The sequence below is a fragment of the Streptomyces sp. NPDC046335 genome (genome assembly GCF_055587985.1).
Genome location: NZ_JBVJFF010000019.1, coordinates 43,649 through 66,596 on the forward strand (window position 1 = coordinate 43,649; position 22,948 = coordinate 66,596).

Annotated in this window: 17 protein-coding genes; 14 read left to right on the forward strand and 3 right to left on the reverse strand. The window is 71.3% G+C overall.

All coding sequences use genetic code 11. The features are described 5' to 3' along the window. Positions 1 to 3: 3 nt before the first annotated feature. A complete protein-coding gene (locus ACZ6JY_RS36110) occupies positions 4 to 333 on the reverse strand; it encodes an SCP2 sterol-binding domain-containing protein (protein WP_469203007.1) in 330 nt (109 codons plus the stop codon). 384 nt (positions 334 to 717) lie between these two features. On the opposite strand from ACZ6JY_RS36110, the gene ACZ6JY_RS36115 reads away from it, so the two are divergent. Further along, positions 718 to 1,536 carry an AfsR/SARP family transcriptional regulator gene (locus ACZ6JY_RS36115; RefSeq protein ID WP_469203009.1) on the forward strand — a complete coding sequence of 273 codons (819 nt, stop codon included), beginning with the start codon at positions 718 to 720 and terminating at the stop codon, positions 1,534 to 1,536. Positions 1,537 to 1,589: 53 nt separating this feature from the next. Here ACZ6JY_RS36115 and ACZ6JY_RS36120 read toward each other — a convergent pair whose 3' ends face one another. Beyond that, positions 1,590 to 2,435: a TetR/AcrR family transcriptional regulator gene (locus ACZ6JY_RS36120; RefSeq protein ID WP_469203011.1), complete on the reverse strand. Its 846-nt coding sequence runs from the start codon at positions 2,433 to 2,435 to the stop codon at positions 1,590 to 1,592. Positions 2,436 to 2,608: 173 nt separating this feature from the next. On the opposite strand from ACZ6JY_RS36120, the gene ACZ6JY_RS36125 reads away from it, so the two are divergent. Beyond that, a complete protein-coding gene (locus tag ACZ6JY_RS36125; RefSeq protein ID WP_469203013.1) occupies positions 2,609 to 3,472 on the forward strand; it encodes an AfsR/SARP family transcriptional regulator in 864 nt (287 codons plus the stop codon). Between the two features lie 6 nt (positions 3,473 to 3,478). On the opposite strand, the gene ACZ6JY_RS36130 is transcribed toward ACZ6JY_RS36125, so the two are convergent. Then, entirely contained in the window at positions 3,479 to 3,856 is a 378-nt protein-coding gene (locus ACZ6JY_RS36130) for a nuclear transport factor 2 family protein (protein ID WP_469203015.1), read from the reverse strand. A 386-nt stretch (positions 3,857 to 4,242) separates the two neighbouring features. Between ACZ6JY_RS36130 and ACZ6JY_RS36135 the strand changes: the two genes are divergently transcribed. From ACZ6JY_RS36135 to ACZ6JY_RS36190, 12 genes are all read left to right on the forward strand, one after another. Beyond that, positions 4,243 to 6,093, forward strand: coding sequence for an NAD(P)/FAD-dependent oxidoreductase (locus ACZ6JY_RS36135; protein WP_469203017.1), 1,851 nt, complete (start codon positions 4,243 to 4,245; stop codon positions 6,091 to 6,093). After that, on the forward strand, positions 6,086 to 7,777 hold the full coding sequence (locus tag ACZ6JY_RS36140; RefSeq protein WP_469203019.1) for an NAD(P)/FAD-dependent oxidoreductase: 1,692 nt from the start codon (positions 6,086 to 6,088) through the stop codon (positions 7,775 to 7,777). The genes ACZ6JY_RS36135 and ACZ6JY_RS36140 overlap by 8 nt, the downstream gene beginning before the upstream one ends. A 35-nt stretch (positions 7,778 to 7,812) precedes the next feature. Next, entirely contained in the window at positions 7,813 to 9,528 is a 1,716-nt protein-coding gene (locus ACZ6JY_RS36145; RefSeq protein ID WP_469203021.1) for an NAD(P)/FAD-dependent oxidoreductase, read from the forward strand. Next, entirely contained in the window at positions 9,525 to 10,403 is an 879-nt protein-coding gene (locus ACZ6JY_RS36150; protein WP_469203023.1) for a thioesterase II family protein, read from the forward strand. The genes ACZ6JY_RS36145 and ACZ6JY_RS36150 overlap by 4 nt, the downstream gene beginning before the upstream one ends. Beyond that, positions 10,400 to 16,030, forward strand: a complete 5,631-nt coding sequence (locus ACZ6JY_RS36155) for a type I polyketide synthase (RefSeq protein WP_469203025.1) — start codon at positions 10,400 to 10,402, stop codon at positions 16,028 to 16,030. Before ACZ6JY_RS36150 ends, ACZ6JY_RS36155 begins: the two co-directional genes overlap by 4 nt. Beyond that, positions 16,014 to 16,970, forward strand: a complete 957-nt coding sequence (locus ACZ6JY_RS36160; RefSeq protein ID WP_469203027.1) for a DUF1702 family protein — start codon at positions 16,014 to 16,016, stop codon at positions 16,968 to 16,970. The genes ACZ6JY_RS36155 and ACZ6JY_RS36160 overlap by 17 nt, the downstream gene beginning before the upstream one ends. Beyond that, positions 16,967 to 17,890 carry a DUF1702 family protein gene (locus ACZ6JY_RS36165; RefSeq protein ID WP_469203029.1) on the forward strand — a complete coding sequence of 308 codons (924 nt, stop codon included), beginning with the start codon at positions 16,967 to 16,969 and terminating at the stop codon, positions 17,888 to 17,890. Before ACZ6JY_RS36160 ends, ACZ6JY_RS36165 begins: the two co-directional genes overlap by 4 nt. A gap of 106 nt (positions 17,891 to 17,996) precedes the next feature. Beyond that, positions 17,997 to 19,304: a cation:proton antiporter gene (locus ACZ6JY_RS36170; RefSeq protein ID WP_469203031.1), complete on the forward strand. Its 1,308-nt coding sequence runs from the start codon at positions 17,997 to 17,999 to the stop codon at positions 19,302 to 19,304. After that, a complete protein-coding gene (locus ACZ6JY_RS36175) occupies positions 19,301 to 20,308 on the forward strand; it encodes a DUF1702 family protein (protein WP_469203033.1) in 1,008 nt (335 codons plus the stop codon). Before ACZ6JY_RS36170 ends, ACZ6JY_RS36175 begins: the two co-directional genes overlap by 4 nt. Further along, complete coding sequence (locus tag ACZ6JY_RS36180) at positions 20,305 to 21,231, forward strand: DUF1702 family protein (RefSeq protein WP_469203035.1); 927 nt, start codon at positions 20,305 to 20,307, stop codon at positions 21,229 to 21,231. The genes ACZ6JY_RS36175 and ACZ6JY_RS36180 overlap by 4 nt, the downstream gene beginning before the upstream one ends. A gap of 109 nt (positions 21,232 to 21,340) precedes the next feature. Next, complete coding sequence (locus ACZ6JY_RS36185) at positions 21,341 to 22,600, forward strand: NAD(P)/FAD-dependent oxidoreductase (protein WP_469203037.1); 1,260 nt, start codon at positions 21,341 to 21,343, stop codon at positions 22,598 to 22,600. A gap of 70 nt (positions 22,601 to 22,670) precedes the next feature. Further along, positions 22,671 to 22,940: a 4Fe-4S dicluster domain-containing protein gene (locus tag ACZ6JY_RS36190; protein ID WP_469203039.1), complete on the forward strand. Its 270-nt coding sequence runs from the start codon at positions 22,671 to 22,673 to the stop codon at positions 22,938 to 22,940. The last annotated feature ends 8 nt before the right edge of the window (positions 22,941 to 22,948 follow it).

Here is a 22,948-nt window from a genome sequence, read left to right on the forward strand (position 1 = left end):
TCGTCAGACGCCGGTTTCGAAGAGCTTCGGGACCTTCATCGCGAGCATCATGTCGCCCTTGACCTTGAGCTTTCCGGTCATGAAGGCGCGCATCGCGTCCTGGCGGCCCTCCGCTATCGCCATCCAGGTCTCACTGCTGGTGACGAAGGTGGTGTCGGGCTCGGCGACCCCGCCGGGGATGAGGCGGCCCTGTCCGTCCTTGATCTCGAAGGCCCAGACGCCGGGGTCCGCGTCGGTGATCCTCCACTGGAGGGTCCGGTTCAGGCCGGCCGCGGCCTCGTTGTTGAACCGGGTCGAGAGGGCAGCGAACAACTCGCCGACGGTCATGGACATGGATCGCCTCCTTGTGGTCAGCCCAGGCCGCACCGGGGCGGTGAAGTGTCCGGACAGCCCTTCAGCGGCTGTCGGGCGAAACTATTGCCGGTGACTTACCGGTTGCTTACGGGTCGCGAAAGTGGTGTTCTCGGTGCCGGAGCAGGGATTACGGCCGGCTTACACCGGAGGTAAGCGAGGCCGGTTGACGACCCGTGATGCCGCCGCGCCGAAAGGCGTCCTGCCTGGCAGCCGCGCCGGAGGTGGTGGCAGCACTCGAACCGGCTCTCGTCATGACATGGCACATAAGTGTTGCGGTATGTGCCGACGGTGGTTTGGAGAGCGTTTACTGGGGCACCATCGGTCGCACACTTGGCGGTGTAAACCGGGGTACGGGGGACAGCAATGGATCAATCGCCGCGAGTTTCGACCACACCGTTAACCACCACGCGGCCCGAGTACGAGGCCTGGCTCTTCGGCCCCTTCCGCGTGCACCGCGAGGGCGCTCCCCTGGGGGACCCGCGGGGAGGCCGGGCGGCCGCCCGCACCCTGCTCAAATGGTTCCTGCTCAACCCGGGCCAGGAGTTCCGCGACAGCGAGCTCGCGGAGGTGCTCTGGCCCGGCGGCGCGGCGAACCGGGCCAACAGGCTGCACGTGACGCAGCACTCCCTGCGCCGGGTCCTTGAGCCCGAGCTCGCCAGCCGGCAGCCGTCGCGGTTCATCAGGTCCGACCCGAACGGCCGCTACTGGTTCGAACCGGCCGATTACTGGTGGACCGACGTCGAGGACGTGGCACTGCTGACGCGGTCGGCGGGCGCCGCCCAGCGAGCGGGCGACACGGCGGCGGTGACGGAGTGTTATGAGCGGCTGCTCACCTACTACGACCGCGGGTTCCTGCCGGAGGAGGTCTACCAGGACGCCTTCGCACCCTTTCGCGCGGCCCATGAGCACGGACACGAGGAAACGTTGCTCCACCTGTTACGCCTGCATCGGCGAGCCGGGCACCTGTATGAGGGGCTGACCTGTGCGATGCGCATCCTGGACCGGGACCCCTACTCCGAGGAGGCGGCCACCGCGGTGGTGGAGATACACCTGGAGCAGGGCAGCCTGACGGGCGCCATCTCGCAGCTCGAACAGTTCGTACGCACCCTCCGGGAGGACCTGGGGGTGGCTCCGAGCCCCCGGTTGCTGGCGCTGCGGGAACGAGTGAGGCACGCGCGGTGACGGCCGCCGCGCCAGAGCGGACAACCCGGCGCGCACACCCTTGTGACGGTACGTCAGGCGCGCCGGGCGAGGATCTCGCGGCTGACCTCGGTCAGCCGGTCCCAGTCGTCCGCCATGCCGGCCCGCGCGCCGATCTCGCGCATCACGGCGGTGAACAGCGCTCCGGAGTCGACCAGTTGGGGGCGCACGTGCCCGAAGACCTCCAGGGTCACGATGCCGTAGAGCTGGGCCCAGGCAAGCTCGAACAGCCAGATCAGCCCCAGCCCGTCCGCCCCGAGGAGGGCGACGAGGTCCGGCTTGCCCGGCCCGCCCGGGGAGTGCACCGCCACGAACTCCTCGTCGAGTTCCGAGCGGGCGGGCACGGGGAACGGGCGGTGCCGGGAGAGCCCGATGAAGATCCGCCCGAAGAACTCGGCGAACATCTGCACCCCCGCCGCCGCTCCCTCGCCGGTGGCCGGCGACAGCGGATGGAGCGGCTTCCCGGCCTCCGACCGGGCCACGTGCTCGCCCGACAACGAGCTGGTGTGGAAGACCAGCTGGAACTCGTCGACGTGGTCGAGCGCCCAGCAGCGGAAGGCGGTGGCTGCCGCGACCATCTGTGCCGCGGGGTCGTCGTCGCCGTGCGGTTCGGCGGCTGCCGCCATCTCGCGGACGATCTCGGCGAAGATGTCGTTCGAGAGCAGTTCGTTCAGTGCGGCGACATTGCCGATGTAGCGGTACAGCGCGGGTGCCGTGAAACCCATCTCGGCGGCCACGGCGCGCAGTGTCACCTCCCGGCCCTCGCGCAGCAGCGACCGGCCGGCCTCGATGATCTCCTCAAGTGTGGACTGCCGCTGACGTTCGCGGCGGTTGAGCACCGGACGCGTTCTCTCGACGCGGCCGGATTCGACCTGGCTCATCCGGCACCTCCAAGTCCCTTGTTGCAGCGCGCTGTTGGGCTCATGTGCGTTCCAGCGGGTTCAACCGTAACGCTTGACAATCTCCGTGAACACCCTTCACCGTAAACGCTAGTAACGGAATCTATACCCATTCACGATCGCTGCGAACAACGGGGAGGGCGATGGTGCACGGTATGACATCAGCGGAGACGGAAGTCCTGGGCCACGAGTGGGCCCATCCTCACGGCCGGGAACAGGGGGCCACGTACCGCGCGTACTTGTTCGGTCCCTTCCGCGTCTTCATGGGGACCGAGGCCCTGGGCCGGCGCAGGCACCGCAGGGAGAAGGCCCTGCTGCTGCTCAAGTGGTTCCTCCTGAACCCGGGCAAGCCGGTCTCCATGGACCAGCTCATCGACATCGGATGGCAGGACACCGCGCCGCAGAAGGCGGCGAGCGGCTTCCACGTCGGCATGCACTGCCTGCGGCGGATGCTGGAACCGGACCTGCGGCCGGGGCAGGAGTCGTCCTTCATCCACCGGAGCGGCACGAGCTTCTACCGCTTCGAGCCGGGCGAGGGCTGGTGGAGCGACGCGCACGAGGTGGAGCGTCTCTTCGAGCAGGCGCGGGCCGGTGACGCCCACGGCGACGCCCGGCGCGCCTGCTTCTACTACAGCCGCGTCGCCGCCTACACCGTCCGCCGCTTCCTGGAGGACGAGGAGCCCCAGCAGCGGTGGCTCGCGCCCTACCGCAGGCAGTACGAAGGTCTCTGCTCGCAGGCCCTGATCCGCCTGATCCAGATCCACAGCGCGCGAGGAGAACTGGACGAGGCTCTGGAGTACGCCTACGAGAAGCTGCGCCTGGACCCGTACAACGAACTGGCTGTCGCCACCATCATCGAGGCCCACCTCCAGCTCGGCCGCCCCGACGACGCACTGCGCCAGCTCTCCCTGTTCCTGCGGTCGGTCGAACGCGACCTCGGAGCCGTGGCGGGCAGCGGGCTGCTCGCGCTGCGGGAACGCCTCACAGCCGCGCCGCCCATGGCCTCGGCGGGCGGCTGAGCCGGTTCAGGACCCGGCCGTGGCGTTCTCCGCCGCGATGAACGGCGCCTGGTCGAAGATGATGTGCATGTGCCTGATGGTGCCGTCACGCACCGTCAGGCACTCCGCTCCCGGAGCGCTCTCGACCGGGAGCGTCTTGGTGCCGTACATGAGCAGCGCGGTCGTGGCGTCGCCGAACGCGGAGATCAGGTGCGATCCCGTGAGGATCTGCGTGAAGGGCTCCATGAACCCGCGGAAGGCCTGTGCTCCCTCCAGGCGGCCCGACGGTGCCTCGCAGACGATGTCGTCGGCGATGTAGGTCATGGCACGGTCGAAGTCGTGGCCCGTCCAGGCCCGGTGGTAGGCGAGGGCGGTCTCCAGGGCAGGGCTGGGCGCTTGTGTCATGGCGGCTCCCCTTTCGTGTGAGCTGTGGAACGCGGGCGTCCGGCCGGAAACCCGACGTCGACAGATGCCCAACGGGGGAAAACCCGTTCGGGTCACGCGGCAGCCCCCCGATTCACCCTGCCGGGCCCGGTGATGGATACCGGCCCCGTGCCACTCCGCGAGCGCCCGACTCTTCGCGGGAATTCGTCTCGCCATCGCCGTTCATCCGTGGCCGGACGCCACCCGAAGACGCAACACACGACTGCTCGTGTGTCCCCTGTTACGCAGGTCAAGGCATGTGCCGATCCATCGCGCCGGACGAGCGCGAACCAGGGCCTCAGCTTGCACGTGAAGTAAGTCGTCCGTAATCCCACCCTCCGAAAGTCGTCCGGGATGAAGGGGGACGCATGACCCAACCAGCACGGCACCGGATATCCGACCTGTCCGCCGAGAAGCGGGCCCTGCTCACCCGCAGACTCCGTACCCGCCTCGCCGACGGCGCCGCCACGCCCGACCACTACGACGTCGTGATCCTGGGTGGCGGAGCCGCCGGCCTCACCCTGGCGCTTCATCTCCGCCGGGCGCGGCCGGGCATCCGGGTGCTGGTCGCCGAGCGGCAGGAACACCCCGTACCCGAGGCGGCGCACAAGGTCGGCGAGTCGACCGTCGAGATCGCCGCCCACTACCTCCGCGACGGCCTCGGGCTCGGCGAGCACCTGGAGAGGCGGCAGATCCGCAAGTTCGGCCTGCGGATGTTCTTCAGCGGCCAGGACAACAAGGACATCGCCGAGCGCGTCGAACTGGGCAGCTCGGTCTTCCCTCCGCTGGCCACCTACCAGCTCGACCGGGGACGCCTGGAGAACGAACTCGGGGCCGCCTGCGCACGCGAGGGCATCGAGTTCCTCCCGGGCAGCAGAGCCCTGGAGGTCACACTGTCGGCCGACAGCTCACCGCACCACGTCCACCTGCTCACCACGGCCGGCGAGCGCGACGTCCACGCCAAGTGGATCGTCGACGCCACCGGACGCAGCCACTTCCTGCGGCGGCGCCTCGGCCTGCGCAAGGACGTGGGACACAAGGCCAACGCCGCCTGGTTCCGGGTCGCTCACCCCATCGACCTCGGCACCTGGAGCGACGACGCGCAATGGCACGCGCGGCTGAGCGAAGGCCGGCGTGAACTGTCCACCAACCACCTCATGGGACCCGGCTACTGGGTCTGGCTCATCCGGCTCGCGTCCGGGTCCATCAGCATCGGCATCGTCGCCGCGGCCGACAGCCACCCGTTCGACGGATTCAACACCCTGGAGCGGGCGCTGGAGTGGCTGCGCCGGCGGGAGCCGCAGTGCGCGCGGGCCGTGGAGGAGCACCGCGACGAGATCCAGGACTTCCGGGTCATGAAGGACTACTCCTACAGCTGCGAGCAGGTCTTCGACGGTCCCGCGCGCTGGTGCATGACCGGCGAGTCCGGTGTCTTCCTCGACCCGCTGTACTCACCCGGCCTCGACCTGATCGCCATCAGCAACGGCCTGGTGACCGACCTCGTGAACAGGTCGCTCGACGGCGAGGACGTCACCGTACGGGCATCCATCCACGACGCGCTCTACCGCCGCGTCACCGACATGTGGCTCGCCGTCTACGAGAACCAGTACCCCCTGATGGGCAACGCCCGCGTGATGGTCTCGAAGGTCATCTGGGACACCGCCTTCTACTGGGGCGTCTTCGGCCTGCTCTTCTTCCAGGACAAGTTCCGCACGGTGGCCGACACCGCCTCGGTCGCCGCCGACCTGGAACGCCTCGCCGGGATCAGCAACCGGGTGCAGGCCTTCTTCCGGGAGTGGGCGGCCATCGACGACTCCGCCCTCGACGCCCGCTTCGTCGACCTCTACTCCCCGCTCGACTTCATGATGAAGCTGCACGCGGGCATGGCCGACGACCTCACCGACGAGCAGTTCCCCGAGCGCTTCGCCGCCAACACCAGGCTCTTCGCGCAGCTCGCGGGCCAGTTGGTCACCGCGGTCATCGACTCCCACGGCGACCGGTACGGCGAGGACCGCGTGATCGCCCAGGTGCAGAGCTGGCAGCGCGACCCGCTGATCGCCGAGCTGATCGCCACTCACCGCCAGGAGCGGCACCGCAACCCCACCAGCGACCGCTGGATCGCCCCCCGCGCGTCCCGCGCGCCGATGGGCCCCGGAGACCGGAAACCGAACGGAGCGGACAGCATGGACAAGGACACCAGCGAGGTCAGCTATGTCTGAGACCTCCGAGCGCTTCGATGTCGCGATCCTCGGCGGCGGCATCACCGGACTGACCCTGGCCCTACAGCTCAAGCGCGCCGAGCCCGGACTGCGCGTGACGGTCATCGAGCGGCAGCGGCACCCCGTTCCCGAGGCCGCCCACAAGGTCGGCGAGTCCAGCGTGGAGGTGCAGGCCCACTACCTCCGCGACATCCTCGGCCTCGGCAGCCACCTCGACAACGAGCAGCTCCACAAGTTCGGCCTGCGCATGTTCCTGACCCACGGGGACAACACCGACATCGCCCGCCGCGTCGAGTACGGGCAGATCGCCGAGGCACCCCTCGCCTCCTACCAGCTCGACCGCGGGCGCCTGGAGAACGCGCTCGGCCGGCTCGTGACCGGCCTCGGGGTCGACTTCCGGACGGGCGTCAAGGCCGGGGAAGTGGAGCTGCGCACCGCCGACGACGACCACGTCGTACACATCGCGGGCGAGGACCAGCACCCGCTGCGGGCGCGCTGGGTCGTCGACGCGACGGGACGCGCGGGCCTCCTCAAGCGCAAGCTCGGCCTCGCGAGGCCGCTCGGGCACCGTGCCAACTCCGCCTGGTTCCGCATCGAGCACGAGGTCGACGTACAGCAGTGGTCGCAGGACGAGCGGTGGCGGAGCAGGGTCGCCGGCGGACTGCGACGGCTCTCGACCAACCACCTCATGGGGCCCGGGTACTGGGTGTGGCTCATCCCGCTCGCCTCGGGGTCGACGAGCATCGGCATCGTCGCCGAGGACTCGGCCCACCCCTTCGAAGGCTTCAACACCCTGGAGCGGGCCCTCGGATGGCTCGACGAGCACGAGCCGCAGTGCGCCGCCGAGGTCCGGCGCCACCTGGCGAAGATCCAGGACTTCCGGGTGATGAAGGACTACGCGTACGGCTGCCGGCAGGTCTACTCGGAGGACCGGTGGTGCCTGACCGGAGAGGCGGGCGTCTCCATCGACCCGCTGTACTCCTCCGGCGGCGACCTGATGGCCATCAGCAACGGCCTGATCACCGACCTGGTCACCCGGGACCGCCATGGCGAGGACATCGCCGAGAAGACCGTGGCGCACAACCAGGTCTACCTGGTGCTCAGCGAGATCTGGCTGGTCGCCTACGAGGGCCAGTACCCGGTCATGGGCAACGCGCAGGTGATGGTGGCCAAGGTCATCTGGGACACGATCATCTACTGGGCCGTGCCCGGACTGCTGTTCTTCCACGACAAGTTCCGCCGCCTCGGCGAGAGCCCGGCGGCCTTCGCCAACCTGCATCGCACCTGGCTCCTGCACACCCGTGTACAGGAGTTCTTCAGGGAGTGGCACCTCGCGGGCAACGAACCGGCGTCCGACGTCTTCGCCGACCCCTACAGCCTCCTCGAATTCATCGTCGACCTGCACAACGGAATGGCCGCGGGACTCGACGACGACAAGCTGGAGGAACAGTTGGGACGCAACGTGGACCTGCTGGAACAGCTCGCAGGGCAGCTCGTGAGCACGGTCGCCGAGCGGCTTGAGCAGCGTGCCGGCGACGACACGGCACGCGCCCTGACCGAGCGGTGGCGCACCGACGAACTCCTGGCCGAAGCCGTCGCGCGGTACGAGGAGCGCGACGGGTCCGACCCCATCGACAGCGCCTGGATCACCCTCGGCACCCGGAACGAGGCGGTGAGCCCGTGAACGGCATGGACGCGGCAGAGAACGGGAACGCAGGGGTGACTGCGGCAGTGGACACCGTCGACGTCGCCGTGATCGGTGGCGGAGCCGCCGGACTCACCCTGGCCCTGCACCTGCGTGAGCAGCGCCCCGGCACCCGCATCGTGGTCCTCGAACGCCAGACGCACCCCGTGCCGGAGGCCGCCCACAAGGTGGGGGAGTCCACCGTGGAGATCGCCGGCTACTACCTGCGTGAGGTCCTCGGCCTCGAAGAGCACCTGAGCTCGGAGCAGCTCAAGAAGTACGGGCTCCGGGTGTTCTTCTCCAAGGACGGCAACGACGACATCACCCGGCGCGTGGAACTGGGTCACGCCGTGCGCCCGCCGGGCGCCGTCGGCACGTATCAGCTGGACCGCGGACGTCTGGAGAACGCCCTGGGGCGCGAACTGGCCGCGCGCGGCGTGGAGTTCCTGTCCGGAGCGAAGGCCGAAGCCGTCGAGCTGCTGCCCGAGGAGGAACACCACCGGATCAGGGCGCGCACCGAGGACGGCGCCGTGCGGGAGATCCGCGCCCGGTGGGTCATCGACGCCACCGGCCGCGCGTCGCTGCTCAAGCGGCGGCTCGGCCTCGCCAAGAAGGTCGGCCACAGGGCCAACGCGGTGTGGTTCCGGGTCGGCTGCCCCATCGACGTCGACGAGTGGTCCGACGACCCGCGGTGGCGGGCACGGATCGAGGAGGGCAGGCGTGAACTGTCCACCAACCACCTGATGGGGCCGGGCTACTGGGTCTGGCTGATCAGGCTCGCCTCCGGCTCGACCAGCGTGGGCATCGTCACCGACCCGGACTTCCACGGCTTCGACGGACTCAACCGGTTCGACCGCGCCCTGGCCTGGCTCGACCGCCACGAGCCGCAGTGCGCGGGCGTCATCCGCCGGCACCGCGACGAACTGCAGGACTTCCGCGTCATGAAGGACTACGCCTACAGCTGCGAACAGGTCTTCTCCGTGGACCGCTGGTGCCTGGCAGGCGAAGCCGGGGTCTTCCTCGACCCCCTGTACTCCCCGGGACTCGACCTGATCGCCATCAGCAACGGCCTGATCGTCGACCTGCTCACGCACGCGCTCGACGGCGACGACGTCGAGGAGACCGCGGCCATCCACAACCAGGTGTTCCTGCTGGTCGCCGAGGGCTGGCTGAGCATCTACGAGAACCAGTACGCGCTGATGGGCCACGCCAGGGTCATGCTCTCCAAGGTCATCTGGGACACGGCCGTGTACTGGGCCGTGCCCGGGCTCCTCTACTTCCACGACGCGCTGCGGCACCTGGTGGACCGGCCCGACATGGTGACGGGCCTGGCCCGGTTCAGCGCGGCCAGCCGGGAGGTCCAGCGCTTCTTCCGCGAATGGGGCGCCATCGACGACGAGCCGCACGACCAGACGCCCTTCGTCCGCTTCTACGACTTCGACTTCATGCGCAGCCTCCACATCGGCATGACGGCGGGCCTGTCCGAGGAGGAGCTGACCGTCCGGTTCGCCGACAACATCACCTTCATCGAGCACCTGTCGGGCCAGCTCGTGGCGACCGTGCTCGCGGAGTTCGAGGCGGAGCCCTGGGACCGGGCCAAGGCCGAGCAGGCGAAACGGTGGCGGGCCGACGAGGCACTGATGGCACTCGTCGACGTCCACCTGCACGAACGGCGGGCGAGGCCGCTCGACGACCAGTGGATCCGGCTGCGGCCCGCCGACGAGGCGGTCGGCACGGGGGAGGCCCGATGACCAGCGTGCTGGGCGGAGGCGCGATCCCGCACGAGCGCGTCGCACGGCTGCCCGAGGACAAGCGCGCCCTCCTCGTCGAGCGCCTGCGCGGGCAGACGGGTGCCCCCCGGGGCGGGGACCGCTGGTTCACCCGCCACTCCGCGCCGAAGGCGCCCACCCTGCGGCTGTTCTGCTTCCCCTACGCGGGCGGCGGCGCCTCCGCGTTCCGCGCGTGGGGCCAGGGGCTGCCGGACGGAGTCGACGTCTGGGCGGCCCAGCTTCCGGGCCGCGAGTCCCGGGTGGCGGAACCGGCCCTGCGGCGGATGGACGCCCTGATCGACGCCCTGCACGAGGCCATCGAGCCGCGGCTCGACATCCCGTACGTCTTCTTCGGCCACAGCATGGGCGCCCTCGTCGCGTTCGAACTCACCAGGCGGCTGCGCGCGAGCGGGGCGGCCCTGCCCGACCGGCTGCTCCTGGGCGGCTTCCGGGCGCCCCACCTGCCCAACCCGCACATCAGGATCCACCACCTGCCCGACGAGGTGCTCAAGACCGTGCTCCGCAAGGAGGGCACGCCCCAGCAGGTGCTCGACGACGACGGACTGATGCGTGCGCTGCTGCCCACCCTCCGGGCCGACCTGGAGGTCTGCGACACCTACCGGCACCGCGAGGAACGCCCTCTGCGCATGCCGGTCACCCTGTTCGGCGGCGACCAGGACGTGCGCGTGAGCCGCGGCGACCTCGACAGGTGGCGCACCCAGACCGACGGGGAGTTCCGGCTCGTCATGCTTCCGGGCTCGCACTTCTTTCTCCACAGCTCACAGGACCTGCTGCTGGCCGAGCTCCGCCGCGCGCTCGGGCCGGCCCCTCGTACCGAGGAAGGAGAAAAGCCATGACCGACCCTTCGCCGGCCGACGTGCCGCCGGAGCCCATCGCCATCATCGGGATCGGCTGCCGCTTTCCCGGCGGCGCCACCACCCCCGCCGCCTTCTGGGACCTGCTGTGCGACGGCGTGGACGCCACCCGTGAGCTGCCTCGGGACCGCTGGGAGGCCGGGAAGTTCTACGACCCGGACGCCACCAGACTCGGCAAGACCGGCACCGTCCGCGGCGGCTTCCTGGACCGGATCGACCAGTTCGACGCCCCCTTCTTCGGGATCTCCCCGCGCGAGGCGATCTGGCTCGACCCGCAGCAGCGGCTGCTGCTCCATACCGCCTGGGAGGCCCTTGAGGACGGTGGCCAGGTCGTCGACGACCTCGCCCGCAGCGACACGGGCGTCTTCATGGGCGGCTTCACCCTTGACTACCAACTGCTCCAGAACTACGGCGTGCACAGCCGCTACGAACTCCAGTCCCACTCCGCCACCGGCATGATGATGACGATGCTGGCCAACCGGCTGTCGTACGCGTTCGACTTCCGGGGCCCGAGCCTCGCCGTGGACACCGCCTGTTCCGGCTCCCTCGTCGCGGTCCACCTGGCGGCGCGCAGCCTGTGGAGCGGGGAGTGCTCGCTGGCCATCGCGGGCGGCGTGAACGTCATGATCGCGCCCAACATGACCATCGCGGAGTCCAAGGGCGGCTTCCTTTCGCCCGACGGCCGCTGCAAGACGTTCGACGCCTCCGCCGACGGATACGCCCGCGGCGAGGGCGCGGGCGTCGTCGTGCTCAAGCCGCTGGCCCACGCGCTCGCCGACCACGACCCGGTCTACGCGCTGATCCGCGGGACGGCTGTCACGCAGGACGGGCGCAGCAACGGCATCACCGTGCCCAACGCCGAGGCGCAGGAAGCGGCGATGCGCGCGGCCTGCCGCCAGGCCGGCGTCGCCCCGCGCGAGATCCAGTACGTCGAGGCGCACGGCACCGGCACGCCGGTCGGCGACCCCGTCGAGGCGGGCGCCATCGGCAGGGTCTTCTCCGCGGGCCGCCCACCCGGGGAACGCCTGGTGATCGGGTCGGTCAAGACCAACATCGGGCACCTGGAGGCCGCCGCGGGAGTGGCCGGTCTGATCAAGACGGCACTCGCCCTCAAGCACCACCGCATCCCGGGCCAGTTGCACCACCACACACCCAACCCGGCCATCGCCTTCGACGAACTGCGGCTCCACGTCCAGACCCGGCCGGGCGACTGGCCCACCACTCCCGGCACGCGGCACGCCGGGGTCAACTCGTTCGGCTTCGGCGGCACCAATGCCCACGTGGTGCTCCAGGCGCCCCCCGACCGGCCGCCGGCCGCGCCCCGCGCCGAGGACGGCCGGCGTCACCTCGTCCCGCTGTCCGCCCGGGCCCCCGAGGCCCTGACGGACATGGCGAAAGACCTGCGGGACGTCCTGTCGAAGACCCCGTACGACCTGCGCGACGTGGGACACACCCGCGCCCTGCGGCGCAGCCACCACGACCACCGGCTCGCCGTGGTCGCGGCCACCGCGGAGGAGGCGGCCGAGAAGCTCGACGCCTTCGGCGCGGGACGCGGGACCAAGGGCGTGGTCACCGGGCGCGCACCGGCGGGGGAGCGGCCGAAGCTCGCCTTCGTCTGTTCCGGGATGGGGCCGCAGTGGTGGGCCATGGCCCGGCAACTCCTCGACACCGAGCCGGTCTTCCGCGCCGTCGTCGAGCGGTGCGACCGCGAGCTGGGCACGTACACCGGCTGGTCGCTCCTGGAGGAACTCCTCGCACCCGAGGACGCCTCCCGCATGGCCGAGACGGAGGTCGCCCAGCCCGCCAACTTCGCCGTCCAGATCGGCCTCGCCGAACTGTGGCGCTCCTGGGGCGTGGAGCCGGACGCCGTCGTCGGACACAGCACCGGCGAGGTCGCCGCCCAGTACCTCGCGGGCGTCCTCGGGTTCGAGGACGCGGTCAAGGTGAGCTACTACCGCAGCAGCCTCCAGCAGCGCGCCACCGGCTGCGGGCGGATGCTCGCCGTGGGCATGACTCCGCAGACGCTCGACCAGGCGGTGGCCGACGCCGGGCCCCTGGTCTCGGTCGCGGCCGTGAACAGCCCGACCGCGGTGACCCTGGCCGGTGACGCCAAGATCCTCCAGGGCATGGCGGACCAACTGGAGACCTTCGGGGTCTTCCACCGGTTCCTGACCGTCAAGGTGCCCTACCACAGCCACTACATGGACCCCCTGCGCGAGGACCTGGAGAAGGGCCTCGCCGACCTGCGCCCGAGGCCCGCCACGCGCCCCCTGTACTCGACGGTGACCGGCACCCGTATAGACGGCAGGGGCGCCGACGCCCGGTACTGGTGGCAGAACGTCCGCGCGACCGTGCTGTTCGCCGCGGCCTTCCGTCAGCTCCTTGCCGACGGGTACACGCACGTCGTCGAGCTCGGCCCGCACCCCGTCCTCGCCGGCCCGATGCGCGAGATCCTCACCGAGCAGGGAGTGGAAGGGCTCGTGGTGCCGTCACTGCGCCGCGACGAACCCGACGACGCCGTGCTCCTCGGCTCGCTCGGCGCCCTCTACAGCCACGGCCACGACGTCGACTGGGCGGCCCTGTACGGCCCGGACGCGCGCCCACTTGAGCTACCGACCTACCCGTGGCAGCTCAAGAGCTACTGGAACGAGTCGGCGGAGGCACACGAGGACCGCCACTACAGCGAGGTCCACCCGCTGCTCGGCCAGCGCATGAACGCCACCCACCCCACCTGGGAGCGGGAGATCAACGCCCGGCTGCTGCCCGCCCTCGCCGACCACCAGGTGCAGGGGAACACCGTGCTTCCCGGCGCCGCCTTCATCGAGATGGCCCTGGCGGCGGCGCGCGAGGTCTACGGCGAGGGCGACCACACCCTGGAGGACCTGGAGCTGCGCAAGGCCCTGGTGCTCCCGGACAGCGCCGACCCGCGGCTGCGCACCACCCTGTACCAGGAGTCGGGCCGCGTCGAGATGGCTGCCTTCACGGCCTCACCGGGCGGCGAGCGGACCTGGACCCTGCACGCGACCGCCCGGCTCGCCAGGCGCCCCGCGGCCCGCGTCGAGCGGGACCTGGACGCCGCGCGCGGCACCTGCGGCCAACCGGTCGGGCACGAGGAGTTCTACGGCCTGGTCGGACGGATGGGCTTCGGCTACGGGCCGGCGTTCCGGGCGGTCCAGGAGATCACCACCGGCACAGGGCACGCCGTGGGGCGGGTCACCGTACCGGAGTCCGTACGCGGCGAACTCGGGGCGTACCTGTTCCACCCGAGCCTGCTCGACGCGGCGTTCCAGGTCCTGCTGGCGTCCGCCGCGCCACGGGCGGCGGACGGTTCCCCGTCCTCCGCCCCCTATCTGCCCGTGGGCATCGACAGCGTCTCCGTCCGGGGCCACGCGGCCGACGAGATGTACGTGGTGGCCGAGATCGTCGACGCCGACGCCCGCGCCATCGTCAGCGACATCTCGCTCTGCGACGCGCGGGGCCGCATCCTCGTGGAGATACGGGGATTCAGGGCACAGTCCCTGGACACCGCGGCGGGCCTGAGCCCCGAACGTGTCGACCAGGGGATCTACGAGGTCCACTGGCGGCCGGCGGTGGCCGGACCGGACGCGGGGCAGGAGCCCGAGGGGGGCCGGGGCGACGAACCGGCCGGCACCTGGGTGCTCTTCACCGGCACCGGTGGCGTCGGCGACGAAGTGGCCCGGCAGCTCACCCTGGCCGGGCGCCGCGTCGTGACCGTGTCACCCGGCGCGGTCCCCGAGCCCGCCGGGACCGCGGAGGGCGGCTATGTGCTCGACCCCACCCGCGCCGAGCACTACCAGCGGCTGTTCGAGCGGCTCGCCCGCGATACGGACACGGAGATCGGCACGGTCGTCCACCTCTGGAGCCTGGAGGTGCCCTTCGACGAGTCCGGCTCCGCCACCGCCCTGGAGGACGGCCAGAACCTGGGCGCCCTCTCGGTCCTGCACCTCACGCAGGCGCTCGCCGCGGGCGTCACCCGGCGGCCGCCACGGCTGTGGCTGGTCACCCGCACCGCGCAGGACGTCAAGGACGCCCCGCGGCCCCTGTCCCTGCCGCAGTCCCCGATGTGGGGGATCGGCCGCGTCATCGGCCACCAGGAGTTCGCCGGAATGTGGGGCGGGATCGTCGACATCGACACCGGGCCCGCCGAGGACGAGGCGCGCCGCCTGGTCGACGAGATCACCGCCGGGCACGGCGAGGACCAGGTCGCCTTCCGGGACGGACAGCGGTACGTCGCACGCCTGGCACGCTCCGAAGACCTCACCCCGGCCTTCCCCCTGAACCTGCGCGGCGACGTGACCTATCTGGTGACCGGCGGCGCGGGGGCGCTCGGCCGCCTGGTCGCCCGGTTCCTCGTCGACCGGGGAGCACGCCACCTCGTCCTCATGGGCCGCACCCCGGTGCCGCCGCGCGACACCTGGCGCACCCTGCCCGCCGGCCACGCCCGGCGAGACCTGGTCGAGGAGCTGCTGCGGTACGAGGAGCTCGGCGTACGGGTGCACTGTGCCGCCGTCGACACCGCCGACGAGGCGGCGCTGCGGGCCTGGTTCGCCGAACACCAGCGGCTGCACCGGCCGCCGTTCGGGGGCGTCGTGCACGCCGCGGGCGTCGTCGAGGACGAGCTGACGCAGCGGATGAGCCGGGACACCTTCCGGCGCGTGCTGCGGCCCAAGCTGAACAGCGGCTGGCTGCTGCACCGCCTCTTCGCCGGCACCCCGCTGGAGTTCTTCGTCCTGTTCGGCTCGGTCGGCTCGGTCATCGCCTCCGCGGGCCAGGCCAACTACGCGGCCGCCAACGCGTTCCTCGACGCGCTCGCCCAGCACCGCAAGGCCAGGGGACTGCCGGCCCTGAGCATCGGCTGGGGCCCGTGGACGTCGGGCATGGTCGAGCGGCTCGACCTGGAGCGGATGTACACGCGGCGCGGCATCGAGCTGATCACCCCCGAGGCGGGCACGCGGATACTCGGCCGCCTCATCGGCCAGCGCCCGGCGCACGTGGTGGCGATCACGGCCGACTGGGCGACCGCGCGAGCCGCGTCGACGGCGGGGCGGCTGCCCCCGATGTTCGGTGAGCTCGGCGTCGCACCGGCAGGCCTGCCGGAAGGGGACGAGGCGGCCGGAGCCGACGCCGTGCTCCCGGCCCTGCGCCGGGCGCCGGCCGCGGAGCGGATGACCGTCCTCACCGGACATCTGCACGGCATCGCGGCGCGCGTGCTCGGACTCGACCCGGCGGAGTTCGGCGACGACGAGAACCTCAGCAACCTCGGCATCGACTCGCTCATGGCGGTCGAGGTCAAGAACCGCGTCGAGGCGACCCTGGGCACGGAGATCTCGGTCCTGGACCTGCTCCAGGGGACGACCGTCGGCGACCTGGCCGCACGGCTCCTGCCGCTCCTCGACCTGGCGGGGCCCGGCGACACCGCCGCGGCCGGACCCCCGGCGGACACCACGGGCCCGGAGCGGCGCCCCGACGACCTCGCGGAACTCCTCGCGCAGGTGCCCCCCGACGAGCTGGAGCGGCTCCTCGACGAACTGGAGCAGGACCCCACCGAGAACGCGACGGGAGCGATGAACCATGACCCAGCCGCTTAGCCGACTGCGCCGCGCCGTGATGGGCGTCCCCGACGCGGAGGCCACCGGCTTCAGCCGGGGCGACACCCCGACGTGGCGGCACCTGGAGACCGTCGTACGGACCGCGGTGGGCGGCTACCACTGTGTCCTGGACAGCAGCCGCTTCGACGAGCTGATCCCCCGCCTCGACCGCACCCCGGCGGAACTGCGCGGATACGCCTACGAGGGCGCCGCCATGGGACTGACGGGCCTCGACTGCTTCCTGCCGGGCAGGTCCCGCCTCCAGGCCTATCTGGCGGGCCCCGGCAGCCCCCACGTCTACATGGTCCACATCGGCGCGGGCGAGGCACTCGCCCGGCTGCGCCGCAGGCCCGAACCGTTCATGCGGCGCCTGACCGACCCCGCGCTGCGGTGGCTCGTGATGGACGGCTACGGCTTCCACGAGGGCTTCTTCAAGCAGCGCCGGTTCGTGGACCGCCAGCAGGTCCCCGCGCACCTGTCTCCCTTCGCCCGGCGCGTCTTCGACCAGGGCATCGGGCGGAGCATGTGGTTCACCCGCGGGGCCGACCCCCGCGAGACCGCCCGCGCCGTCGCCGCCTTCCCCACCCACCGGCACGCCGACCTCTGGGTGGGCATCGGCGTGGCCTGCGGCTACGTGGGCGGCGTCGACCGGGCGGCCGTCGAGGCCCTGCGCACGGCCGCCGGGCGGCACGTGGCACGCATGGCGGTCGGGGCGGCGTTCGTGGCCAAGGGCCGCATCCGGGCGGGCAACCCCAGCCCGGACACCGACCTGGCCTGTGAGGTGCTGTGCGGCCTCTCCGCCGAAGCCGCCGCGCTCCACGTCGACCGGGCCTTCGACGACCTGCCCGACACCCCGTCCGCGCCCGCCTACGACACGTTGCAGCGACGTCTGGAGACCAGCCTCGCCGGTGCCACCGCGACGACGGGAGACGGCTCATGACCGTGCTGGGCGCGTTGCTGCGGCCGCTGTTCGAGGTCGCGCCCACGGACCTCCCCGCCGCCGCGACGGACGGCGGAGCCGCCGCCGAGCGGCTCAGCAAAGTGGTCTACACCGTCACGGAGTGCTGCCAGACGACGCTCCTCAACCGGCGCGAGCCGGCGCTGCTCGCCCAACTCGACGCGTACCCGGAGGAGTTGCGCGGGTTCGCCTACGAGGGGGCCGGGGTGGGGCTCGCGGCCCTGGACCACCTGCTGCCGTGGCGGCAGCGCACCCGCCGCTTCGTGGACGGGCCCGCGAGCGCGTACGCCTTCGCGGTCTACCTCGGCGCGGGGATGGGGCTGGCGCGGCTGCGCCGCGACCCCGAACCGTTCCGCCGGCGGCTGCGGGACCCCGTCTTCGACTGGGTGGTCCTGGACGGCTACGGCTTCCACGAGGGCTTCTTCGCCCACCGCCGCCACGTCCAGGAGCGCGCCACGCCCCGGCACCTCAGTGGCTACGGTCTGAGCGCCTTCGACCATGGCCTCGGCCGCAGCATCTGGTTCGCGGCCGGCGCGGAGGTCAAGCGCGTCGCCGCCACCATCGAGGCGTTCCCCGAGTCCCGCAGGGGCGACCTGTGGGCCGGCGTCGGGCTCGCCTGCGGCTACACGGGCGGGGCCGACGAGCCCACGGTCCAGGCGCTGCGGGCCCGCGTCGAGGCACACCGCGACCGGCTCGCCGAAGGCGTGATCGTCGCGGCAAGGGCCAGGCACCAGGTGGGCAACGGGGCCGAGCACAACGAGGTCGCCTGCCGGGTGATCTGCGGCATCGACAGCGCCGAGGCGGCCGATGTCGCCGCGCGGGCCCTGGCCGACCTCCCGACCGACGGGGTCGAACCGGCCTACGAGATCTGGCGCCGGCGGATTCGCCACCAGTTCGCCTGACCTCCCCGGCGGCCACCGGCACGGAGCGGCCACCCGCACGAGGCGCTCACCCGCACGAGGCGCTCACCCGCTCGGAGCGCTCACCCGCACAAAAGATGGGGGAAAAGTGTCCAACTCGGAAATCGCCATCCGCTTCTTCTTACAGCTGACCGCCATCCTGGCGGCCTGCCGCCTGGTGGGGCTGCTCGTCCGCCGGATGGGACAGCCCCTGGTCGTGGGGGAGATGATCGCCGGCGTGCTGCTGGGCCCCTCCCTGTTCGGCCTGCTGATGCCGGACGTCCAGCAGAAGCTGTTCCCCACCGGCCCCGCGATGACCATGATCTACGTGGTCGCCCAGGTCGGCCTGGTCCTGTACATGTTCCTTATCGGCCTGGAGTTCGACACGAGTCTGATCAGGCACCGCCTCCCCAGCGCTGTCTCGATCTCGGTGGCCGGGGTCATCACCCCCCTCGTCCTCGGCGCGCTGACGGCGGCCCTGCTCGTACGGCAGGGCGACACGTTCTTCACCGACGGCGTCAAGTCCTGGCAGGCCATGCTGTTCATGGGGTCCGCCATCGCCATCACCGCCTTCCCGATGCTCGCCCGCATCATCTTCGAGCGCCGCCTCACCGGGACCTCGCTCGGCACCCTGGCGCTCGCGGCCGGTGCCACGGACGACGCGATCTCCTGGTGCCTGCTCGCCGTCGTACTGGCCGTGTTCAAGAACGACATGCAGATCGCGTTCCTCGCCATCGGCGGAGGCATCGTCTACGCCGCCTTCGTGCTGACCGTAGGGAAGCGGCTGCTGGCCCGCCTCGGCACCAGGGCGGAGCGGGACGGCAACGTCAGCTCCCCCGTCATGACACTGGTCCTGATGATCCTCATGCTGGCGGCGTGGTTCACCGACTACGTCGGCATCTACGCGGTGTTCGGCGCGTTCATCCTCGGCGCGGCCATGCCGCGCGGTCTCTTCGCCGACCGCATCCGCACCGCCTTCGAGCCGCTCACCACCCATCTGCTGCTTCCGCTGTTCTTCGTGTTCTCCGGCCTGAACACCGAGATCGGACTCGTCAACAGCTTCACCCTGTGGGGGGTCGCCCTGCTCATCCTGCTGGTCTCCGTCCTCGGCAAGGGCGTCGCCTGCTGGTTCGCGGCACGGCTCCACAAGGAGCCACAGCGTGAGGCCCTGGCTCTCGGCAGCCTGATGAACGCGCGGGGCCTGATGGAGCTCATCCTGCTCAACATCGGACTTCAGGAGGGGCTGATCACGCCGACCCTCTTCACCATCCTGGTCTTCATGGCCATCGCGACGACGCTCATGGCCACCCCGCTGTTCGAACTGGTCTACGGCCGGTACCGCACCCAGCCCTCACCCGTGGTCATGGCCGTCGAGGTGCCCGCGGCCGTCACCGACCCGAAGGGAAGCCGGATATGAACGTGCCTCTCGGAACGCTGCTCAAGCCGGTCTTCCCGCTGTCCGCCGACGCCTTCCCGAAGATGGCCGCCGAACGTTTCGGCGCCCAGGAGGACATGGACAAGACCTGGCAGTTGTTCGAACCGGTGGCCCGGACCCTCGTCGACAGCTTCTACATGACGCTCGACCACCCGCGGCACGAGGACCTGGTCCCACGCCTGAACGCCCTGCCGCCGGGGCTGCGCGGAATCGGCTACGAAGGCGCGGGCATGGGCCTGATGCTGCTCGACAGCCTGTTCCCGTACAAGAAGCGGCTGCCCGCCTTCCTCCACGGCCCCGGCGCGCCCTACCGCTGCCTGGTCCACATCGGCGCCGGACTCGTCCTGCCCCGCGTCCCCATCGGCCACGAACGCTTTCTCGCCCGGCAGGACCCCTTCCTGCGCTGGCTGGTGATGGACGGATACGGCTTCTACGAGGGGTTCTTCTCCTGGCGCGACATCGTCGAGCGGCACCGGACGCCGCGCGGCATCCGCGGCTACGCGGCACGCGCCTTCGACCAAGGCCTCGGCCGCAGCCTGTGGTTCTCCACGGGCGCCGACGTCGAGCGGATCATCGGCACCATCCAGGACTTCCCGGCCCCGCGCCGGCGCGATCTGTGGAGCGGCATCGGCCTGGCCTGCGCCTACGCGGCGGGGGTCATGGACCGCACGACCGTCGTCACGCTGCTGCACGCGGCGGGCCCGCACCGCGCCGACATCGCGGCGGGCACCGCGGTCGCCTCCATCTTCCGCGAGCAGTCGGGGCAGACCGCCCCCCACACCGACCTGGCGTGCGAGGTGGTCTGGGGGCAGGAGGCCGCCTCGGTCGCCGCCGTCGCCCATACGGCGGGCCGCGCCCTCGGCCGGCTGGGCCGGACCGACCCCGTGGACCACGAGCCCGCCTACGAACGCTGGCGCCAGCAGATCAAGACCGCCTGGCTGCGGACACCCGCCGCCACATCCACCGCGCAGGAGGCCCGCGCATGACCGCGACCGGAACCGTGCGCAGGCGCCTGTTCGGCATACCGTCCGCCCGGGCGGTGTTCTCCCGCCCGGGGTTCGCCCCCGAGGCATGGGAGAGGTTCGCCCCCGTCGCGTGTTCGCTCATGGAGGGCTACCACGCGGCGCTGGAGGACCCGCGGCCGCACGCCCTCACACCCCGTCTGGAGACGGTGGAGCGGGAACTGCGGGGGTTCGCCTACGAGGGCGCGGGCATGGGGCTCGCGGCCCTCGACGCCGTCGCGCCACGGCAGCGGCGGCTGGACGCCTTCGTCGAGGGCCCCGCCGCGGCCCACATCTACCCCGTCTACGTCGGCGTGGGCCTCGCCTACGCCCGGCTGCGCCGCACGCCGGAGAGCCAACTGGCGCGCCTGGACCCGCTCCTTGGCTGGGTGACCGCCGACGGGTACGGATTCCACGAGGCGTTCTTCAGGCGCCGGCGCTACGTCGAGCGGCACGCCGTACCGGCCAGGCTCTCGCGGCACGGCCGCCGCTTCTTCGACCAGGGCGTGGGCAGGGCGCTGTGGTTCTCCAGCGGCGCGGTGGTCGACCGGGTCGTCCACCTGGTCGCCGGGTTCCAGCCGGAGCGGCACGCGGACCTGTGGAGCGGTGTCGGCCTGGCGGCGGCCTACGGCGGCGGCGCCGACGAGGCCGCGCTGCGCTCGGTGTCGACCCACGCCCGCGCGTTCCGCCCGCAACTGGCCCGCGGCGCGGCCGTAGCGGCGTGGGGACGCCACGCCGCGGGCAACCCCGCCGCGCACACCGACCTCGCCTGCCGTGTCTTCTGCGGACGCGACGGCGAGAAGGCGGCCGCCGTGGTCGGGGAAGCGGCCACCGGCCTGCCGGTGATCAGCGTCGAACCGCGCCACGAGATCTGGCGCAGGCGCATCGAGGACCGGCTCGCCGGCTGAGGTCCGCGGCAGCGCCGACCGTACGCGCCGCCGCACACACATCCGCATCCACCCAGTCCGCTCCGGATCTCCCCGGAACCCCGCGCCACTCCAGGAAAGGGAATCGGCCGTGTACGACGCCATCGTCATCGGTGCCCGTGTGTCCGGCGCACCCACCGCCATGCTGCTCGCCAGGAAGGGCCACCGGGTGCTCCTGCTCGACCGGGCCACCTTCCCCAGCGACACCGTCTCCACCCACATGATCACGGTCGAGGGCAGTGCCCAGCTCAAGCGCTGGGGGCTGCTCGGCCAGATAGCGGCCTCGGGCTGCCCCGCCGTGACGAACATCGTCCTCGACCTCTGCTTCGACCGGTACGGCCACTTCGCCCTGGAGGGCTTCCCCTACCCGGACGACGACGGGTTCGCCGCCATCTACGCACCCAAGCGCACGGTCCTCGACAAGATCCTGGTGGACGCCGCGGCGGCGGCCGGTGCCGAGGTCCGTGAGGGCTTCTCGGTGCGCGAGGTGCTCACCGAGGGCGGCAGGGTCGTGGGGGTCCGCGGGCGGGGTGCCAGCGGCATCACCGTCACCGAGCGGTCCCGCATGGTCATCGGCGCGGACGGCCTGCGGTCGATCGTCGCGCAGACCGTGGAGGCACCGGAGTACCACGTCGTCCCGCCCAAGGCCTTCGGCTACTACACCTACTGGGACGAGGTACAGCTCAAGGGCCTGGAGTTCTACACCCGCCCCGGCAGCACCGTCATCGCCTTCCCCACCCACGACGAGCAGGCCGCCGTGTTCGTCGAGCGGCCCGAGCGCGACTTCGCCGACTTCAGGGCCGATGTGCGCAGCGCCTATCTGAAAACGGTGGACGACATCGCGCCCGACCTCCGGGCCAGGCTCGACGGCGGGCGTCCGGCGCACCGCTTCATGGGCGCGGGCAACCGGCCCAACTTCTTCCGCAAACCGTACGGGCCGGGGTGGGCGCTGGTCGGTGACGCCGGCGTCCACAAGGATCCGATCACCGCCCAGGGCATCACGGACGCCTTCAGGGACGCCGAACTCCTCACCCAGGCACTCGACGCCGGGTTCTCCGGGCGGATGCCTCTCGACTCGGCCCTGCGCACCTACGAGTACCGGCGCGAGGAGGCGCTCAAGCCGCTCTACGACTTCATCGTGGACCACGCCGCCATGGAGCCCTTCGACCCCGCCTTCCAGGACGTGCTCGCCGCGATGCGGGGCGACCAGGACGCCGTCAACCGGTTCTTCGGCGTCATCCAGAACACCGTTCCCTGGGGTGAGTTCTTCTCGCCCCGCAACCTCTCCGCCCTCATGGGTCTCGGCGACCCCGACCTGCCCGCCGAGCCGGAACCCGCCGACGCCGGCTGAGCCGACCGCCTCCGGACGGCGCCGAGTGCCGGGCGCCGTCCGCCCCGCCCCCCTCACACGTGGAGATCCCATGGTCTACGTGATCACCGAAGCCTGCGCGGAGAGCAAGGACACCGCCTGCTGGGAGGCGTGCCCCGTCGACGCCATCCACCCCGGCCCGGACGAGGAGTCCTTCGGCCGGCATCTCCAGCTCTACATCGACCCGACCGAGTGCATCGACTGCGGTGCCTGCGAACCGGTGTGCCCCGTCGAGGCGATCCACCTGGAGGAGGATCTCCCGGAGGAGTCCCGGCACGCGGCCGCCGTCAACCGCGACTTCTTCGCGACGCGCCCGGCGTGATCCGGACG

What these genes read in the sequence shown, in the direction of transcription:
- ACZ6JY_RS36165 (WP_469203029.1), top strand. Translation starts at nt 16,967, where the DNA reads ATGACCGTGCTGGGCGCGTTGCTGCGGCCGCTGTTCGAGGTCGCGCCC.
- ACZ6JY_RS36120 (WP_469203011.1), bottom strand. Translation starts at nt 2,435, where the DNA reads ATGAGCCAGGTCGAATCCGGCCGCGTCGAGAGAACGCGTCCGGTGCTC.
- ACZ6JY_RS36140 (WP_469203019.1), top strand. Translation starts at nt 6,086, where the DNA reads ATGTCTGAGACCTCCGAGCGCTTCGATGTCGCGATCCTCGGCGGCGGC.
- ACZ6JY_RS36115 (WP_469203009.1), top strand. Translation starts at nt 718, where the DNA reads ATGGATCAATCGCCGCGAGTTTCGACCACACCGTTAACCACCACGCGG.
- ACZ6JY_RS36110 (WP_469203007.1), bottom strand. Translation starts at nt 333, where the DNA reads ATGTCCATGACCGTCGGCGAGTTGTTCGCTGCCCTCTCGACCCGGTTC.
- ACZ6JY_RS36190 (WP_469203039.1), top strand. Translation starts at nt 22,671, where the DNA reads ATGGTCTACGTGATCACCGAAGCCTGCGCGGAGAGCAAGGACACCGCC.
- ACZ6JY_RS36135 (WP_469203017.1), top strand. Translation starts at nt 4,243, where the DNA reads ATGACCCAACCAGCACGGCACCGGATATCCGACCTGTCCGCCGAGAAG.
- ACZ6JY_RS36130 (WP_469203015.1), bottom strand. Translation starts at nt 3,856, where the DNA reads ATGACACAAGCGCCCAGCCCTGCCCTGGAGACCGCCCTCGCCTACCAC.
- ACZ6JY_RS36160 (WP_469203027.1), top strand. Translation starts at nt 16,014, where the DNA reads ATGACCCAGCCGCTTAGCCGACTGCGCCGCGCCGTGATGGGCGTCCCC.
- ACZ6JY_RS36150 (WP_469203023.1), top strand. Translation starts at nt 9,525, where the DNA reads ATGACCAGCGTGCTGGGCGGAGGCGCGATCCCGCACGAGCGCGTCGCA.
- ACZ6JY_RS36180 (WP_469203035.1), top strand. Translation starts at nt 20,305, where the DNA reads ATGACCGCGACCGGAACCGTGCGCAGGCGCCTGTTCGGCATACCGTCC.
- ACZ6JY_RS36125 (WP_469203013.1), top strand. Translation starts at nt 2,609, where the DNA reads ATGACATCAGCGGAGACGGAAGTCCTGGGCCACGAGTGGGCCCATCCT.
- ACZ6JY_RS36175 (WP_469203033.1), top strand. Translation starts at nt 19,301, where the DNA reads ATGAACGTGCCTCTCGGAACGCTGCTCAAGCCGGTCTTCCCGCTGTCC.
- ACZ6JY_RS36155 (WP_469203025.1), top strand. Translation starts at nt 10,400, where the DNA reads ATGACCGACCCTTCGCCGGCCGACGTGCCGCCGGAGCCCATCGCCATC.